The sequence below is a fragment of the Azospirillum baldaniorum genome (assembly GCF_003119195.2).
Classification (GTDB): Bacteria; Pseudomonadota; Alphaproteobacteria; order Azospirillales; family Azospirillaceae; genus Azospirillum; species Azospirillum baldaniorum.
Genome location: NZ_CP022253.1, coordinates 135,152 through 151,271 on the forward strand (window position 1 = coordinate 135,152; position 16,120 = coordinate 151,271).

A 16,120-nucleotide genomic window follows, 5' to 3' on the forward strand; every position below is an offset into this window, starting at 1 on the left:
CGGCCGCGCCGGGTCACTTCCACCGGACGCCCGTCACGTCGTTGGCCTGGATCGGGCGGTTGACCCACATGCCCTGCACCGCCGACTTCTGCACGGTGGCCGAAGGCAGCATGAAGAGGAAGCCGTTCACCGCGTCCTCGGCCAGGATGCGCTGCTGCTCGCCGTAGAGGGCGTTGCGCTTGGCAGGGTCCTGGGTGCGGTCCAGCTCCGCCCCCACGGCGTTGAAGCGCTCGCTGCGGTAGTTGAAGTAGTAGTCGGGGCGCCCGTAGATGTCGATGTCCAGGGGTTCCGTGTGGGCGATCAGGGTCAGGTCGTAATCCTTGCCCTTGAACACCTGCTCCAGCCAGGGCGCCCATTCCATCGGCTCGATCTTCACGCGGATGCCGACCTCGGCCAGCATGGCGGCGATCAGCTCGCCGGAGCGGCGGGCGTAGATCGGCGGCGGCAGGCGCAGCGTCGTCTCGAACCCGTCCGGAAGGCCGGCCTCGGCGAGCAGCGCCTTGGCCTTGTCCGGGTCGTAGGGGTAGAGGCCGGTCAGGTCGACGTAGCCGGCGCGGTGCGGCGGGAAGTGGCTGCCGATGGCCGCCCCGTTGCCGAACAGCACCCCGTCAATCAGCGTCTTGCGGTCGATGGCGTGGGCCATGGCCCGGCGCACCCGCACATCATCGAAGGGCTTGCGGGCGTTGTTGGTGCCGAGGATCGTCTCCCCCTCCGTCGTGCCGACCATGACGGTGAAGGCCCCGTCGTCGCGGAACTGGGGCAGCGCCTCGTAGGTGTCGAACTGCGGGAAGCTGTCGATGTCGCCGGCCTTCAGCGCGGCGACCTGGGCCGCCGGGTCGCTGATAAAGCGGAAGGTCACGCGCTCCAGCGCCGGCTTCGGCCCGTCATAGTCGGGGTTGCGCACCAGAACCACCCGGTCGCCGGCCACCCAGCGCTCGAACTTGAAGGGGCCGGTGCCGACCGGGGTTTGCTTGTTGGCGCCCGCCGATTCCGGCGCGACGATGGCGGCGTCGCCCGAGGCCATGTGGAAGAGGAACAGCCCGTCCGGCCGCGACAGGGTGACCACCACGGTCCGCGCGTCCGGCGCCTCGACCCCGGCGATGGCGGCGAAATAGCCTTTCTGCGCGTTGACCGACTCGGCACCGCGCGCGCGATCCAGCGAGAACGTGACGTCCGCCGAATCGGCGTCGCTGCCGTCGTGGAACTTCGCCCCCTTGCGCAGATGGAAGGTGTAGGTCAGCCCGTCCGCCGACACCTCCCACTTCTCGGCGAGGCCCGGCACCACCTTGCCTTCGGCGTCGATGCGGGTCAGCGGCTCGTACAGGTTGGCGTAGGTCACCTCGTCGATGGCCGCGGCCGCACCCGCAGTGGGGTCGAGGTGCGGCGGCTCCAGCCGCATCCCGACCACCAGATCCGTGCGGGGGGCCGTCTGCGCGAGGACCGGACCGGCGACCAGCGCGCCGGCCAGCCCGAGGACCGCTCCCATGGTGATGGCGAGCGCGGTGCGCCTCTGGCGGTTCGGCATGACGGCTGTTTCCCCCAATCGTTGTCTCGGCGCGGGATGATGCGGTGAAGCCCCGCCCGAGTTCAAGACCGCAGGCAGGCTTTTCCGCTCACGCCTCCGCCAGGAAGGCGCCGTACTGGCGGGAAATCGCCTCCACCGCCGTGTCGAACAGCCGCTTGCCGTGCTCCGGCGAGGCGAGGCCGGGGGCGGAGCCGATGCGCCCGTCCGGGTGGCGCCGCCGGAAGTCGCGGGCGTCGTAGAAGCCGCCGGGCGACGCGGTCTCCGGGTCCATCGCCGCCGTCTTGATCGACTCGGGATAGGCGTACTGGGTCAGCGACACCTCGCTGGGCGTGGCGTGCGAGCCTTCCTTGCCGCCGAACAGCTCCCGCGACAGGCGGCCGATCTCCTGGTTCTCCCACCAGTTGACCAGGGTGCAGCGCAGCTCCGGCGCCTGCCGGCCGCGCAGGGCGCGGTTCTCCGCGTAGATCTCGTAGAAGGCGGCGCGGACCGACGCGACGTTGCCGCCATGGCCGTTGACGAAGAAGAAGCGCTCGAACCCATGCTCGGCCAGCGACATCACATAGTCGCGCAGCAGAGCGATCAGGGTGGAGGGCTTCAGCGTCATCGAGCCGGCGAAGTCCATGTGGTGCACGGCCATGCCCACCGGGATGGTCGGCCCGACCATGGCCCCGGTGGCGTCGCCGACGCCGCGGGCCACCACCTCGGCGCAGATGGCGTCGGTGCCGATCAGGCCGTTCGGCCCATGCTGCTCGGTGGAGCCGATGGGCAGGATGATGCCTTTGGAGGTCTTCAGGTAAGCCTCGGCCTCGGCCCAGGTGCTGAGAAGAAGCTGCACGGTCTCTGACCCTTGCTGTGTGTTTTGCTCTGGGAAGAAGTGTAGGGCAGCACCGCCCGCCGCCCAAGGCCGCTTGGCCGCAGAACGGCCCTGCGCCGCCCGGCGCGCTGGCAATTCCCTTCGCCCGACCATACACTCGCGTGCATTTCCCAAAGCATGGCGTCTGGCATGGTTGCGCGGATCAACACGGTTGCGTTCCAGGGCATCGAGGTTCTGGACATCGACGTTCAGGTGCAGATGTCCGGCGGCATCGTCGCCTTCACCGTGGTCGGCCTGCCCGACAAGGCGGTGGGCGAAAGCCGAGAGCGGGTGCGGGCGGCGCTGCACGCGCTCGGTCTCGCCCTGCCGGCCAAGCGGATCACCGTCAACCTCGCCCCGGCGGACGTGCTGAAGGAGGGCAGCCATTTCGACCTGCCCATCGCGCTGGCCCTGCTGACCGTCATGGGCGTGCTGCCCGACCTGGAGATGAGCCGCTATTGCGCGCTGGGCGAGTTGGCGCTGGACGGGGCGCTGACTCCGGTGGCCGGGGTGCTGCCGGCGGCGATCAACGCGCTGGCCCACGACCGCGGGCTGATCTGCCCGGAGGCCTGCGGCGGGGAGGCCGCCTGGGCGGGCGAGGGGCTGGACGTGCTGGCACCCGCGACGCTGCTCGCGCTCATCAACCATTTCCGCGGCCAGCAGGTGCTGACCCGCCCCCGTCCGCGCATCCAGGAGAGCGCCGGGGCGCCGCTCGACCTGCGCGACGTCAAGGGCAACGAGACGGCCAAACGTGCGCTGGAGGTTGCCGCCGCCGGATCGCACAATCTGCTGATGATCGGGCCGCCCGGCTCCGGCAAGTCGATGCTGGCCGCAAGGCTGCCGGGCCTGCTGCCGCCGCTCGACCCGGCGGAAGCGCTGGAGGTGTCGATGATCCACAGCGTCGCCGGGCTGCTGGAGGGCGGCAAACTGCTGCGCCAGCGCCCCTATCGGTCGCCGCACCAGTCGGCCAGTCTGCCCGCCCTGGTCGGCGGCGGGTCGCGCGCCAAGCCGGGGGAAATCTCGCTCGCCCACAAGGGCGTGCTGTTCCTGGACGAATTGCCTGAATTCCCGCGCGGCACGCTGGAGGCTCTGCGCCAGCCGCTGGAGACCGGCAAGGCCGTGGTCAGCCGCGTGAACCACCATGTGACCTACCCGGCGCGGGTGCAGTTGATCGCCGCCATGAACCCCTGCCGTTGCGGCCATCTCGATGACCCGTCGCTGGCCTGCGCCCGCGCGCCGAAATGCGCGGCCGACTATCAGTCGAAGATCAGCGGGCCGCTGTTCGACCGCATCGACCTGCACATCGACGTGCCCGCCGTCAGCCCCGCCGACCTCAGCCTGCCGCCACCCGCCGAGGGCAGCGCCGACGTGGCCGCCCGCGTGGCGGTGGCCCGCGCCGTCCAGGCGGAGCGCTACGCCGGTTTCGGCCCCTTTCCCGAGGGCCGGGCGGTGCGCACCAACGCCGAGGCGGATGGCGAACTGCTGGAGAAGGCCGCCGCCCCCGACCAGCCGGGCCGAGCCCTGCTGACCGAAGCGGCGGAGCGGCTGAAGCTCTCGGCCCGCGGCTATCACCGGGTCATGCGCGTCGCCCGCACGCTGGCCGACTTGGATGGCGGGGGCGGCGTGCGCCGCCCGCACATCGCGGAGGCGCTCGGCTACCGCCGCATCGCCCCCGGACGATAAGCTTTTACTCCGCCGCCACGGCGTTGCCGTGGTTGGAATGATGGTTCCGGTCGTGCAGGCAGCGGCGCAGGCGGACGGCGGTGATGATGGCCAGCGCGCCATAGGCGATCAGATAGCTGCCCACACCCAGCGCCACGGCCAGCAAGCCCAGCGACGGCAGGACCCACATGCCGAAACCGAACAGCACCGACAGGGCGCCGGCCACGCCCCAGGCCCATTTGCCATGGGTGCGGTGCATGCGCCACGCCGTCATGATCTTGGCGAATCCGGTGATGACCGACCAGGCGGCGATCACGAAGATCAGCGCGAACAGGCTCGCCTCCGGCCACAGCAGGGCCACGGCGCCCGCCACCAGACTGACCACGCCGTCGAGAATGAAGGGCAGGCTGCGCTCCTGCGCCTGGGCGGCGCGGACGCCGCCGACGATGGCGAACAGCCCGTCCATCAGCAGGTAGGCCGCGAGCAGAACCGCCAGAGTGGCGACCGTCGCCCCTGGCAGAAGGAAAGCCAGCAGGCCGAGCATCACCGCCCCGGCACCGCGCAACGCCAGCGCCCACCAGTTGCGCGCCAGCAGATCGTTCATGCCCTGGACCCGCCGGGCTTCGTAGATCGCCTCCGTAGCCATGTCTCGTCTCCCCTCATCCGTTCGAGTGCACCGGGGGCGGGTGAGCGCGCCCGATACATCACGGCAACAGGATCAGGAGGACTTCGTTGCGGCGGCGGGTTGTCGCAGCGGCGGGATTCGCGCGACTTCCGTGCAAACCCGCCGGGGCGGATCAGTTGCTGCGGCCGTAGTCGCCCTTGCTGGGTTCAATGAAGTAGAAGAGCTTCGAGTCGAACTGCATGCCCTCGCGCGGGTTCATCAGCGCCACCTCGGTCGTCAGCCCCTGGGCGTCCAGCACCCGCCATTTGCGGAGTTGGAAGGGCCGATCCTCGAAGACCAGCGTCAGGGTGCCCTTGCCGGGGTCCTTGGTCTCGGTCAGGCTGATCTCCACCAGCCCCGGCGCCTGATAGACGCCGGTTACCGTCACGTCGCCGGACAGCCGGATGTTCTTGCGCAGGATGAAGTCGGCCAGCGTGCTGCCGATGGGGGCGCTGGACTGCTGCCGCATCTCCCCGTCCCAATAGAAGATGAAGGCGCCGTCGGCGACGACGAAGTCCTTCACCGGCGGGTCGTACTCCAGCCGCATCCGGCCAGGGCGCGCGAGGTAGAAGGTGCCGGCGGTCTGGTGCCCGTTCGGGGCGACCTGCACGAACTTCGATTGCAGCGTGCCGATGCCGTTCAGATAGCTTTCCGCCTGGGCCACCAGCGCCTGGTCCTGGGCGGACAGGGCGGCGGCGCGCGGCGCGGCCTGCGCGGGGTCGAGGACCGCTCCCGCCGTGGTGACGGACAGAGCGACGGCAGCGGCAGCCAGAATGCGGCGGAACGGGATCTTCATGATGCCTGCTAGGTAACCGGACGTTCCGGGCGGAAATGGGGCGCGGCGGTGGTGGTTCCAAGGATTAAAGCGAACTCTCGATGCCCCCACCCTAACCCTCCCCCGCTAACGCAGGGGAGGGGACTGCCGCCGCTTTGCGCTAAACTCCCTCCCCTGCGTTAGCGGGGGAGGACCGGGGTGGGGGCAAGCACCCGCTCACTCCTCGATGTTGCGGGCCAGGACCTCGCGCTTGCCGGCGTGGTTGGGCTTGCTGACCACGCCTTCGGTCTCCATCCGCTCGATCAGACGGGCGGCGGAGTTGTAGCCGATGCGGAGCTGGCGCTGGATGAAGCTGGTCGACGCCTTGCGCTCGCGGCAGACCACCGCCACCGCCTTGTCGTAGAGGTCGTCGCCCGATCCGCCGCCGGCACCCGACCCGTCGTCGAAGGAGCCGCCGTCCTCGTCGTCCTCCTCGGTGATGGCGTCGACGTAGCTCGGCTCGCCCTGGGTTTTCAGGAACTTCACCACCTGCTCGACCTCGCCGTCGGCGACGAAGGGGCCGTGGACGCGGGTGATGCGGCCGCCGCCGGCCATATAGAGCATGTCGCCCTGGCCGAGGAGCTGCTCCGCCCCCTGCTCGCCGAGGATGGTGCGGCTGTCGATCTTGGAGGTGACCTGGAAGCTGATGCGGGTCGGGAAGTTGGCTTTGATGGTGCCGGTGATGACGTCCACCGACGGGCGCTGCGTCGCCATGATCAGGTGGATGCCGGCGGCGCGGGCCATCTGGGCCAGCCGCTGGATCGCCGCCTCGATGTCCTTGCCGGCCACCAGCATCAGGTCGGCCATCTCGTCCACGATGACCACGATGTAGGGCAGTTCCTTCAGGTCGAGCGGCTGCTCCTCGAAGATCGGCTTGCCGGTGTCGGGATCGAAGCCGGTCTGGACGCGGCGGGTCAGCAGTTCGCCGTCGGCGCGGGCCTCGCGCAGGCGGGCGTTGTAGCCCTCGATGTTGCGCACGCCCAGCTTGGACATGTTGCGGTAGCGGTCCTCCATCTCCCGCACCGTCCATTTCAGGGCGACCACCGCCTTCTTGGGATCGGTGACGACCGGCGTCAGCAGATGGGGAATGCCCTCATAGACCGACAGCTCCAGCATCTTGGGGTCGATCATGATGAAGCGGCAGCGGTCGGGCGGCAGCCGGTAGAGCAGCGACAGGATCATCGTGTTGATCGCCACCGACTTGCCCGAGCCCGTCGTGCCGGCGACCAGCAGGTGCGGGAAGCGGGCGAGGTCGGCCACCACCGACTGGCCGCCGATGTCCTTGCCGAGCGCCAGCAACAGCTTGCCCGCCGTCTTGTCGAAGACGTCGCCGGCCAGCAATTCGCGCAGCAGCACCGTCTCGCGCTTGGCGTTGGGCAGCTCGATGCCGATGACGTTGCGGCCCGGCACCACGGCGACACGCACGGACACCGCGCTCATCGAGCGGGCGATGTCGTCGGCCAGACCGATGACGCGGGACGACTTGGTGCCGGGGGCCGGCTCCAGCTCATAGAGGGTGACGACCGGGCCGGGATGGACCTTCTGCACCTCGCCGCGCACACCGAAGTCGGACAGCACGCCTTCCAGCTTCACCGCGTTCTCGCGCAGCGCCGCCTCGTCCACCTTCTCGCCGCGCACGCTGGTCGGGACGATCTGGAGCAGGTCGAGCGGCGGCAGCTCGTAGCCGTCCGCCTCCTCCAGATTGAGGGCGGCCTGCTTGGACGGGCGTCCCTGGTCGGCGGCCTTCTTGCCGCCGGCGGGCGGGGTGACCACCGGAACGGCGCGGGTCTTGGCCTCCACGCGCGGCTCGACGCTGATGGAGTCGGACAGCCGGCCGCGCGGCGCGGCGCGCAGGGTGATGGCGCCGCCGTCCTCGTCCGGTGTGTCGTCGAGAGTCGGGGCAACCGCCTTCTTGTCCGCGGTGGCGAGGCTGGGCTCCCGCCGCAGCAGGCCACCGGTCTGGTGAACCGCATTGCGCACGGCCTCCGCGCCCTTGTCGCGCACGAAGGACACGCCGGCCCGCGCGCCCCGCCCGAGGCGGGCGAGGCCGGCGGCGGTCTCGCGCAGGCTGGCCGCCCATTCGCGGATCGACAGGCCCATGGCGACGAACAGGATCAACCCGCCGGCCACGCCGGCCACGGTGCCGACCAGCGGATTGCCGGGGCCGCCGAACAGCAGCTTGCTGACCCCGTCCAGCAGGACGATGCCGAAGCTGCCGCCGGGATGGCCGTTCAGCGGGTCCTCGCCCCCGCCGCCCATCCCGGCCAGGAACATGGCGACCAGAAGCACGCCCCACACCGCCAGCACGCTGCGGAACAGCGGGTGGCGGATGCTCTTCTGCAGGCTGAGCCGCCAGCCCCACATCATCGGGACCAGCGCCAGCAGATAGGCCGCCCAGCCCAGCGACTGGATCAGGACGTCCGCCAGATGGGCGCCGAAACGGCCGAACAGGTTGTGGATGTGGGTGTTCGCCGCCGGAACCGCGTTCCACGAGGGGTCGGCCGGGTTGTAGCTGCCCAGGATGACCATCAGCACCAGACCGACCACACCCAGCGCGAAGCCCGCCAGTTCGCGCGCCCGCGCCACCACGAAGGCGCGCGTGGCGGGCGAGAAGAAGGGCGGCTTCTCCGGCCGCGCACCGGCGGGCCGTGCTCCGGCGCTTTTGCCGCTTCCGCTGCGGGGGCCTGCGGGTCGTGCCATGGGCAGAAGGTCCTCAAGAACGTGCTGAACCGGACCCGTCCTTCGGGGGCGAAAGACCGGGGTGACGTGAGCCGAACCGGGCGGCTCTTATCCCAGGATACGGGCGATGGTGCTGCAGGCGTGGGCGACCGTCTCGGCGTCGTTCACCAGCGCGATGCGGATGAAGGGCGCGCCGGGGTTGGCCTCGCCGGGGTTGCAGCGGGTCAGGTAGGCGCCGGGCAGCACGCGGATGCCGCCCTCCGCCCACAGGCGGCGCGTCGCCTCCTCGCCGTCGCCGACCTCCAGCCACAGGAAGAAGCCGCCGTCAGGCCGGTAGTAGCCGTAACGCCCCTTCAGCGAAGCCTCCGCCGCGTCGAACTTGGCGCGGTAGAGCGCGCGGTTCTCCTCGACATGGGCCTCGTCCCGCCACAGGGCGGCGCTGGCGGCCAGCACCGGCAGCGGCATCCCGGCGTTGGAGTAGCTGCGCAAGCGGGTGAAGCGGGACATCAGTTCCGGATCGCCGGCCACGAAGCCCGAGCGCAGCCCGGCGGCGCTCGACCGCTTGGACAGGGAATGGAAGACCAGGATGTTCGCCCAAGGCTTCCCGCCGTGATCGAGACCCGACGCGACCTGGAGCGCGCCGACCGGCGGCTTGTCCAGGTAGATCTCGGCGTAGCACTCGTCCACCGCCAGGATGAAGCCGTAGCGCCGCGCCAGCCCGATCGCCCGCTCCAGATAGGCCGCGTCGGCGGCCGCCCCCTGCGGGTTGGCCGGGGTGCAGAGGTAGAACAGCGCCGTGCGCTCCAGCAGCTCCGGCGTCAGCGCGTCGAGGTCGGGCAGGAAGCCGGTCTCGCGGGTGGAGGGCAGGAACACCGGCTCGGCCCCGGCGAGCAGCGCCGCCCCCTCGTAGGGCGCGTAGAAGGGGTTGGGCATCAGCACCGCCGGCTGGCGGCCCGCCTTGCTCGGCGGCACGGCCAGCAGGGCGAGGAGGAACAGCGCCTCGCGCGTGCCGGACACCGGCAGGACCGACTTCTCGGCGTCGAACAGCCCGTCGGGCAGGGCGTAGCGGCGGGCCAGCCAAGCGCCCACCGCCTCGCGGAACTCCGGCGTGCCGCCGACCGGCGGGTATTTGCCCCACAGATGGGCGTTGGCGCGCAGCGTCTCGTCGATGATGGCCGGCGGCTGGTGCTGCGGCTCACCCACCGACATCATGATCGGTTCTGCGTTGGCGCGCGGCGTCACCCCGGACAGCAGGGCCGCCAGCCGGGTGAAGGGGTAGTCCGACAGCCGGTCGAGCCGGTCGTTGACGAGAGCGAAGGTGCCGAGGTCCGGGAGCGACATGCCGCCGAGAATCCTTTCCATGAGGACGGCCCGAGAAGGCCGGGCCGGCCCCGAGGGGCACGGCCCGTCAGGGGCCTCCGGGGGCCTCTGCCCGATACGAAACGGAAACGATCCTACCGGCGGTGGAGTCCCGGCACAAGGGCACAAAACCGGACGAAGCCCGGTCAAGGGAAAGCATACGCCGCCCGTTCCGGCGGCCTTGGCGCCACGGTGGAAAGACTGGCGTTCCCGGCCTCAAGTCACCGGGCAGATCATCGATGCCCCGCGGCAAGAAAAAGCGGACGCGCCTTCCCCCCTCGCGGGAGGGGCCGGGCCATGACGCCCCGCCCTGTCCGCTTCCTCCAGGACGCCTCAGAGAGCTTCGCTGTTGGTCTCGCCGGTGCGGATGCGCACGGCCTGGGCGATGTCCAGCACGAAGATCTTGCCGTCGCCGATGCGGCCGGTGTTGGCGGCCTTCTGGATCGCCTCGACCACCTGCTCGTACTGGTCGTCGGACACCGCGACCTCGACCTTCACCTTGGGCAGGAAGCTCACGGAATACTCGGCGCCGCGGTAGATCTCGGTCTGACCCTTCTGGCGTCCGAAGCCCTTGACCTCGCTCACCGTCAGGCCCTGGATCCCGAGCGACGTCAGCGCCTCGCGCACTTCGTCGAGCTTGAACGGCTTGATGATGGCCATAACCAGTTTCATGTGGCTTCCCCTTGGTATGCGTGTTTGCGGGCCCCTGCGGTCGCCCGGTCCCCCCTCGGCCGATCCCGCCGTGGCGGCGGGTTTTCCGAACGTGACTCGAGCGTGTTCGCCTCGACCATAAAAAGCAATGTCTTCAAAAATCGTGCCGGTTGCAGAATCGGCCCTTTTCAGCGGTTTTTGGCTGTTTCGCCGATCGATTGGGCAGGTCATGCCCAATAATTACGCAATTCGGGGGCCGCGACGCAGCGCCGCTGGACATCCGGACCAAGCGGAACGATTGTTCGTACCCGTCTACACTGATCGAAGGGCAGCGCCATCATGACCGAATCGGGCACCACCGCAGCGCAGGAGATCACGACCGACGTCGTCGTGTTGGGCGGCGGACTGGCCGGACTCAGCATGGCGGCGGCCCTGGCCACCGCGGGTGTTCCGGTCGTCTGCATCGACCGCGACAGCCCGGACCGGCAGGCGGGGGACGACTTCGACATCCGCACCACGGCGGTCGCCTACGCCTCGATGAAGGTGCTGGAGGGGGCGGGCGTGTGGAAGCACATGGAGCCCTACGCCGGCCCGATCCTGGACATCCGGGTTGCCGACCAGTTCTCGCCCCTGTTCGTCCATTACGACCACACGGAGCTGACCTGGGACGGCAAGAATCAGCCCTTCGGCTGGATTCTCGACAACAAGGACATGCGCCGCGCCCTGTTCGCCCGCGCCAAGGAACTGCCCGGCCTGCGCCATCTGGCCCCGGCCCAGGCGGTGTCGATCGAGCGCACCCGCGCCGGCGCCACGGTGACGCTGGCCGATGGCCGGGTGGTCAAGGCGCGGCTGGTGGTCGGAGCGGACGGGCGCCGCTCGCTGGCGCGGGAGAGCGCCGGGATCAAGCTGCGCACCTGGGCCTACGACCAGACCGCGATCATTTGCACGATCCGCCATTCGGAGCCGCACAACGGCGTGGCGGTGGAGCATTTTCTGCCCAACGGCCCCTTCGCCGTGCTGCCGATGACCGAAAACCGCTCCTCCATCGTGTGGAGCGAGAAGCGGTCGCTGGTCGACATGTATCTGAAGCTGCCCGAGGACCAGTTCATCGACGAGCTGACCCGCCGGTCGGGCGGCTATCTGGGCGACATCGAGCTGGTGACCCGGCGCGACGCCTGGCCGCTGTCGGTCCTGCTGGCCGAGCGCTTCATCGCGGAGCGCGTCGCCCTGATCGGCGAGGCGGCCCACGCCATCCACCCCATCGCCGGGCAGGGGCTGAACCTGGGCCTGCGCGACGTGGCCGCTCTGGCCGAGGTGATCGTGGACGCCCACCGGCTGGGGCTGGACGTCGGTTCGCCGGAGGTGCTGGCGCGCTTCCAGCGCTGGCGCCGCTTCGACACGGTGCTGCTGGCCGTGGTCTGCGACGGTCTGGTGCACCTGTTCTCGAACAACATCCCGCCGATCAAGCTGGCCCGCGACGTCGGCATGGCCGTCGTCAACCGCCTGCCGCCGCTGAAGCGCTTCTTCATGCGGCACGCGATGGGCGTGGTCGGCGAGCTGCCGCGGATGATCAAGGGCGTGCCGCTGTAAGGCGCCGCCCACCCGTCATCCCAACCCGTATTCCGACAGCGCCTCGTACACCGCGGCCCCCTTGCCCAGGTGGCTGCGGTAGAGCGTGAAGTGCTCCACCCGGATCGGACCGGCGCGGAACATACCGCGCTCCTCGACGAAGCGCCCGATCCGGTCCTTCGGCGCGTCCTTCAGCCGGGCGAGCGTGACGTGGGGCGAGAATTTGCGCTCCTCCGCCGGCAAGCCGCAGCGGACCAGAGCCGACTCGACCTTGGACTGGAGGTGCGACAAGGCGTCGCTGCGCTCCACCCCGGCCCAGAGGACGCGGGCGTTGCGGCCACTGCCGTAGACGCCCACGCCGTCCAGAACCAGATCGAAGGCCGGCGCCGCGATCTGCGCCAGCGACTCGTCGATCTCCGCCGCCTGATCCTCCGGCACCTCCCCGATGAAGCGGAGCGTCAGGTGCAGGTTGTCCGCGTCGGTCCAGCGGGCGCCGGGCACGCCGCCGCCCAGCCCCGCCAGACGCCGGCGCACATCCTCCGGAAAATCGAGGGCGACGAAGAGACGGATCATTGGCTTTCCGGAACGGTTACGGGCAGGGGTCGGGATAGCGGGCGTTGACCGCCTCGATGTCCTTCATCACCTCGTCCGACAGCGTGACGTCCACCGCCGCGATGTTGGACTTCAGGTCCTCCATGGTCGTCGCGCCGATCAGCGAGGACGCCACGAAGGGCTGCTGCAGGGTGAAGGCGATGGCCATCTGGGTCGGCGACAGGCCGTGGCGCCGGGCGACGTCCAGATACTCGCGGGTCGCCACGTCGGCGTTGACGGTGGCGTAGCGCGACTTGCGGTGATCCAGCGCGCGGCGGGTGCCGGCGGGAACGGCGCCGTCCAGATACTTGCCGGTCAGCGTGCCGGCGGCCAGCGGCGAGTAAGCCAGAAGCCCGACATCCTCGCGCAGCGACACCTCGGCCAGACCCTGCTCGAAGGTCCGGTTCAGCAGGTTGTAGGCGTTCTGGATCGAGGCGATGCGCGGCAGGCCCTTGTCCTCCGCCAGCTTGAGGAACTGCATCACCCCCCAGGGCGACTCGTTCGACACGCCGATGTGGCGGACCTTGCCGGACGTCACCAGCTCGTCGAGCGCCGACAGAGTCTCCTCGATGGGCGTGCCGTCCTTCTCCGGCCGGTGGACGTAGTTGCGCGCGCCGAAGCGGTTGGTCGCACGGTCGGGCCAATGGAGCTGGTACAGGTCGATGTAGTCGGTCTGGAGCCGGCGCAGGCTGGCCTCGACCGCCGCGAAGATGTTGGCGCGGTCCAGCTTCGCCTCGCCGTTGCGCACCCAGGCGAAGCCGCCGTCGCTGGCGCCGACGACCTTGCTCGCCAGGATCACCTGATCGCGCTTGCCGGTCGCCTTGAACCAGGTGCCGATCACCTCCTCCGTACGTCCGTACGTGTCGGCGGTCGGGGGGATGGCGTACATCTCCGCCGTGTCCCAGAAATTCACGCCCTCGCCGAGCGCGTAGTCCATCTGGGCGTGGCCCTCGGCCTCGCTGTTCTGGCGGCCCCAGGTCATGGTGCCCAGGCCGATGGCGCTGACCGACAGGCCGGTGCGGCCGAGCGGACGGTATTGCATTTGTCTATGATCCTTAAAGGAACAGGGTGAGCACGCCCGTGTATCCGTACAGGCGGGCGTTGGAGATCTCGCCGCTGGCGAAGAATCCGGCCAGCGGGATGTCGCCGAAGGTTTCGCGGATCAGCGCCAGCTCCTGGCTGCCCTCGCCGAACAGGCTGGGGCCGCGGGCGATGCAGCTGACGTAGAGGGCGCCCTTCGGGGTGGTCTTTACGCGCTTCTTCAGATTGGCCAGCATGCGGCGCATGTCGGCTTCGGCGCTCTGCTGGTCGCGGCGGGTGAACAGGATGGGCTGGCCGCTCTGCACATGGTGGGCGACGGCGATCCAGCCGGCGCGCGGGTCGATGGCGATCAGGTCGCGGACCAGATAGTCCGCCGTGTCGCTGCCGGCGATCGGCAGGCCGGCGAAGATGTAGCCGGACACCCGCTTGAGGTCGCGGGCCAGCAGTTCGCCGATGTCCTCCTTGAAGACCTCCAGCGCCGGGCGCCCGTCGATTTCCAGAACGACGTTGTCCTCCGCCGCGGTGATGGTGCGCACCGGCCCGATGGGCGTGCAGCCCTGGCTGAGCCCGGTGGCGACCGGCACCTGCGGCGCGAACAGCACGCCCGACACGCCGCCGTCGGCCACCGGCCCGCCGACCATCGTGGCGGTGTTGCCGGGGATGGTGAATTGCGGGAACTCCGACCGCGAGGCCGACAGGCCGCCGACCAGGAAGGCCCCGGTTGATTCCGCCAGCGAAACGACCAGCCCGGCCAGATCCTGGTGGCGCGGGTCGGCGTGGGCGAGCGCCAGCATGGCGCCGTGCTTGTCCAGCCAGCCGCCGGCCATGCGGCGCAACGGCTCCATGTCGCCCGACACCACCGGGAACAGGCGGAAGCCCTCCGGCGGCAGGCGGGCCACCATCACGGCGATGCCCGGCTTGTCGAAGATCTCCTCGTCGTTGGCGCAGACGCCGATGCCGACCGTGCCCACCCAGTCACGGATGCCGGTGACACCGCGCAGCAGGGTGACCATGCTCGTCGCGTGCTCGGCCAGCGCGTCGGTGATGTAGAGGAAGCCGAGGTTGCAGCCCTCCACCGCGCCGAGTTCGTCCAGGCACGCCTTGACGACGGCGCCCCATTCGGTGCCGGTGGCCGATGCGGCCTTGAAGCAGGTTTCGGTGGTGGCGGTGTCGCCGGCCAGGGTCGCCATGGGTCTCAGTCTCCGCTTTTGGCGATGCCGTCCAGAAGGCGGGCGACGTGGGGCGTGATGCGCTCCACGATCACCTTCACGCCGGCCGCGTTGGGATGGATGCCGTCGGGCTGGTTCAGCGCGGCGTCGGCCGCCACGCCGTCCAGGAAGAACGGGTAGAGCTGTACGTCGTACGCCTTCGCCAGATCCGGGTAGATGGCGTTGAAGCGCTCCATGTACGCGCGGCCCAGGCTGGGCGACGCGTACATGCCGGCCAGCAGCACGGGCAGCTTCTCGCCGGTCAGCCGCTTCAGGATGGCGTCGAGGTTGGCGCGCGCAGCGGTGGGGTCGAGCCCGCGCAGCATGTCGTTCGCCCCCAGTTCCACCAGCACGGCGTCCGGCTTGTCGGCCAGCGCCCAATCGAGCCGCGACAGACCGCCAGCCGTGGTGTCGCCCGACACGCCGGCGTTGACGACGGTGACGTCGTAGCCTTTCTCCCTCAGCGCCGCCTGCAACTGGGGAGTGAAGGACTGCGCTTCGGGAAGGCCGTAGCCGGCGGTCAGGCTGTCGCCGAGCGCCAGAAGGGTGTAGGGGCCTTTCCCCGCACCCGTCTGGGCGGACGCGGGCGCGGTCATGCCGATTCCCGCGCCGATTGCCGCAACGACGGCGAGAGCGGCCAGCCCCGACCGAAGGAGGGCCATGTTGAAATGGCGGCGCACCATGCCATATGGCGTGAGGTTTTCCCGCCCATTTCCCCGCCCGTTCCAGAGACGCATGCCAATGTCCCGACCCGATTCCGTTGAGTCCACCATCGTCGATCTCGACGAGGTGCATCTGAGATTGGACAGCGCGGCCGGACCCGTCAACATCCTGAGAGGCTTGAATCTCCGCATCCAGCCCGGTGAACGGGTCGGCGTGGTCGGCCCGTCGGGCTCCGGCAAATCGACCATGATGATGGTCATGGCCGGGCTGGAACGCCCCACGGGCGGGACCGTGCGCGTCGCCGGACAGGATCTGGGCCGGCTGGACGAGGACGGGCTTGCGCGCTTCCGCCGCGACCATGTGGGGATCGTCTTCCAGGCTTTCCACCTCGTGCCGACGATGACCGCGCTGGAGAACGTCGCCATCCCCCTGGAATTCGCCGGGGCCGCCGACGCCTTCGACCGCGCGCGCTCCGGGCTGGAGGCGGTCGGGCTGGGCCACCGGCTGAGCCACTATCCGGGCCAGCTGTCCGGCGGCGAGCAGCAGCGCGTCGCCCTGGCCCGCGCCTTCGTCGCCGAGCCGTCGCTGCTGCTGGCCGACGAGCCGACCGGCAACCTCGACATCGGCACCGGCGCCACCATCGTGGAACTGCTGTTCGACCTTGCCGAGCGGCGGGGCACGACGCTGGTGCTGATCACCCATGACCCGTCCCTGGCCGACCGCTGCGACCGGACCGTGCGTCTGATGGACGGGCGCATCGTCGACGACGGCACGGCCGCCCGCGCCGAGCGCGAGCGCGTGGCGGGGGACTGAGATGTCCGGGGACGTGGCTGAGCCGGGC

The 16,120-nt window shown here is 69.9% G+C and carries 14 protein-coding genes; 3 read left to right on the forward strand and 11 right to left on the reverse strand.

What is annotated here, in order from left to right; all coding sequences use genetic code 11:
* Positions 1-13 precede the first annotated feature (13 nt).
* Positions 14-1,525 (reverse strand): ABC transporter substrate-binding protein, encoded by a 1,512-nt coding sequence (locus tag Sp245p_RS00560; RefSeq protein WP_014239045.1) that lies wholly within the window; start codon positions 1,523-1,525, stop codon positions 14-16.
* An 88-nt stretch (positions 1,526-1,613) separates the two neighbouring features.
* Positions 1,614-2,360 (reverse strand): creatininase family protein, encoded by a 747-nt coding sequence (locus tag Sp245p_RS00565; RefSeq protein WP_014239044.1) that lies wholly within the window; start codon positions 2,358-2,360, stop codon positions 1,614-1,616.
* Positions 2,361-2,528: 168 nt separating this feature from the next.
* On the opposite strand from Sp245p_RS00565, the gene Sp245p_RS00570 reads away from it, so the two are divergent.
* A complete protein-coding gene (locus Sp245p_RS00570) occupies positions 2,529-4,061 on the forward strand; it encodes a YifB family Mg chelatase-like AAA ATPase (protein WP_014239043.1) in 1,533 nt (510 codons plus the stop codon).
* Between the two features lie 4 nt (positions 4,062-4,065).
* Here Sp245p_RS00570 and Sp245p_RS00575 read toward each other — a convergent pair whose 3' ends face one another.
* The 5 genes from Sp245p_RS00575 to glnK form a co-directional block, all read right to left on the reverse strand.
* Positions 4,066-4,686: an HdeD family acid-resistance protein gene (locus tag Sp245p_RS00575; protein ID WP_014239042.1), complete on the reverse strand. Its 621-nt coding sequence runs from the start codon at positions 4,684-4,686 to the stop codon at positions 4,066-4,068.
* A gap of 151 nt (positions 4,687-4,837) precedes the next feature.
* The gene (locus Sp245p_RS00580) at positions 4,838-5,500 is read right to left on the reverse strand and encodes a LolA family protein (RefSeq protein WP_014239041.1); all 663 of its coding nucleotides are present in this window, start codon (positions 5,498-5,500) and stop codon (positions 4,838-4,840) included.
* Positions 5,501-5,695: 195 nt separating this feature from the next.
* Entirely contained in the window at positions 5,696-8,218 is a 2,523-nt protein-coding gene (locus tag Sp245p_RS00585) for a DNA translocase FtsK (protein ID WP_014239040.1), read from the reverse strand.
* A gap of 87 nt (positions 8,219-8,305) precedes the next feature.
* Positions 8,306-9,538 (reverse strand): aminotransferase class I/II-fold pyridoxal phosphate-dependent enzyme, encoded by a 1,233-nt coding sequence (locus Sp245p_RS00590; RefSeq protein ID WP_041810848.1) that lies wholly within the window; start codon positions 9,536-9,538, stop codon positions 8,306-8,308.
* A gap of 351 nt (positions 9,539-9,889) precedes the next feature.
* On the reverse strand, positions 9,890-10,228 hold the full coding sequence (gene glnK, locus Sp245p_RS00595; RefSeq protein ID WP_014239038.1) for a P-II family nitrogen regulator: 339 nt from the start codon (positions 10,226-10,228) through the stop codon (positions 9,890-9,892).
* Positions 10,229-10,546: 318 nt separating this feature from the next.
* Between glnK and Sp245p_RS00600 the strand changes: the two genes are divergently transcribed.
* Positions 10,547-11,797: a UbiH/UbiF/VisC/COQ6 family ubiquinone biosynthesis hydroxylase gene (locus Sp245p_RS00600; RefSeq protein ID WP_014239037.1), complete on the forward strand. Its 1,251-nt coding sequence runs from the start codon at positions 10,547-10,549 to the stop codon at positions 11,795-11,797.
* A 15-nt stretch (positions 11,798-11,812) separates the two neighbouring features.
* Here the strand turns inward: Sp245p_RS00600 and thpR are convergent, their stop codons facing one another.
* The 4 genes from thpR to Sp245p_RS00620 are packed head-to-tail and all read right to left on the reverse strand — an operon-like array spanning position 11,813 to position 15,212.
* A complete protein-coding gene (gene thpR / locus Sp245p_RS00605) occupies positions 11,813-12,349 on the reverse strand; it encodes an RNA 2',3'-cyclic phosphodiesterase (protein ID WP_014239036.1) in 537 nt (178 codons plus the stop codon).
* 16 nt (positions 12,350-12,365) lie between these two features.
* On the reverse strand, positions 12,366-13,409 hold the full coding sequence (locus Sp245p_RS00610; protein ID WP_014239035.1) for an NADP(H)-dependent aldo-keto reductase: 1,044 nt from the start codon (positions 13,407-13,409) through the stop codon (positions 12,366-12,368).
* A 13-nt stretch (positions 13,410-13,422) separates the two neighbouring features.
* On the reverse strand, positions 13,423-14,598 hold the full coding sequence (locus tag Sp245p_RS00615; RefSeq protein ID WP_014239034.1) for an FIST signal transduction protein: 1,176 nt from the start codon (positions 14,596-14,598) through the stop codon (positions 13,423-13,425).
* Positions 14,599-14,603: 5 nt separating this feature from the next.
* On the reverse strand, positions 14,604-15,212 hold the full coding sequence (locus Sp245p_RS00620) for an arylesterase (RefSeq protein WP_186466543.1): 609 nt from the start codon (positions 15,210-15,212) through the stop codon (positions 14,604-14,606).
* A gap of 145 nt (positions 15,213-15,357) precedes the next feature.
* Between Sp245p_RS00620 and Sp245p_RS00625 the strand changes: the two genes are divergently transcribed.
* Entirely contained in the window at positions 15,358-16,092 is a 735-nt protein-coding gene (locus tag Sp245p_RS00625; RefSeq protein WP_014239032.1) for an ABC transporter ATP-binding protein, read from the forward strand.
* Positions 16,093-16,120: the final 28 nt, after the last annotated feature.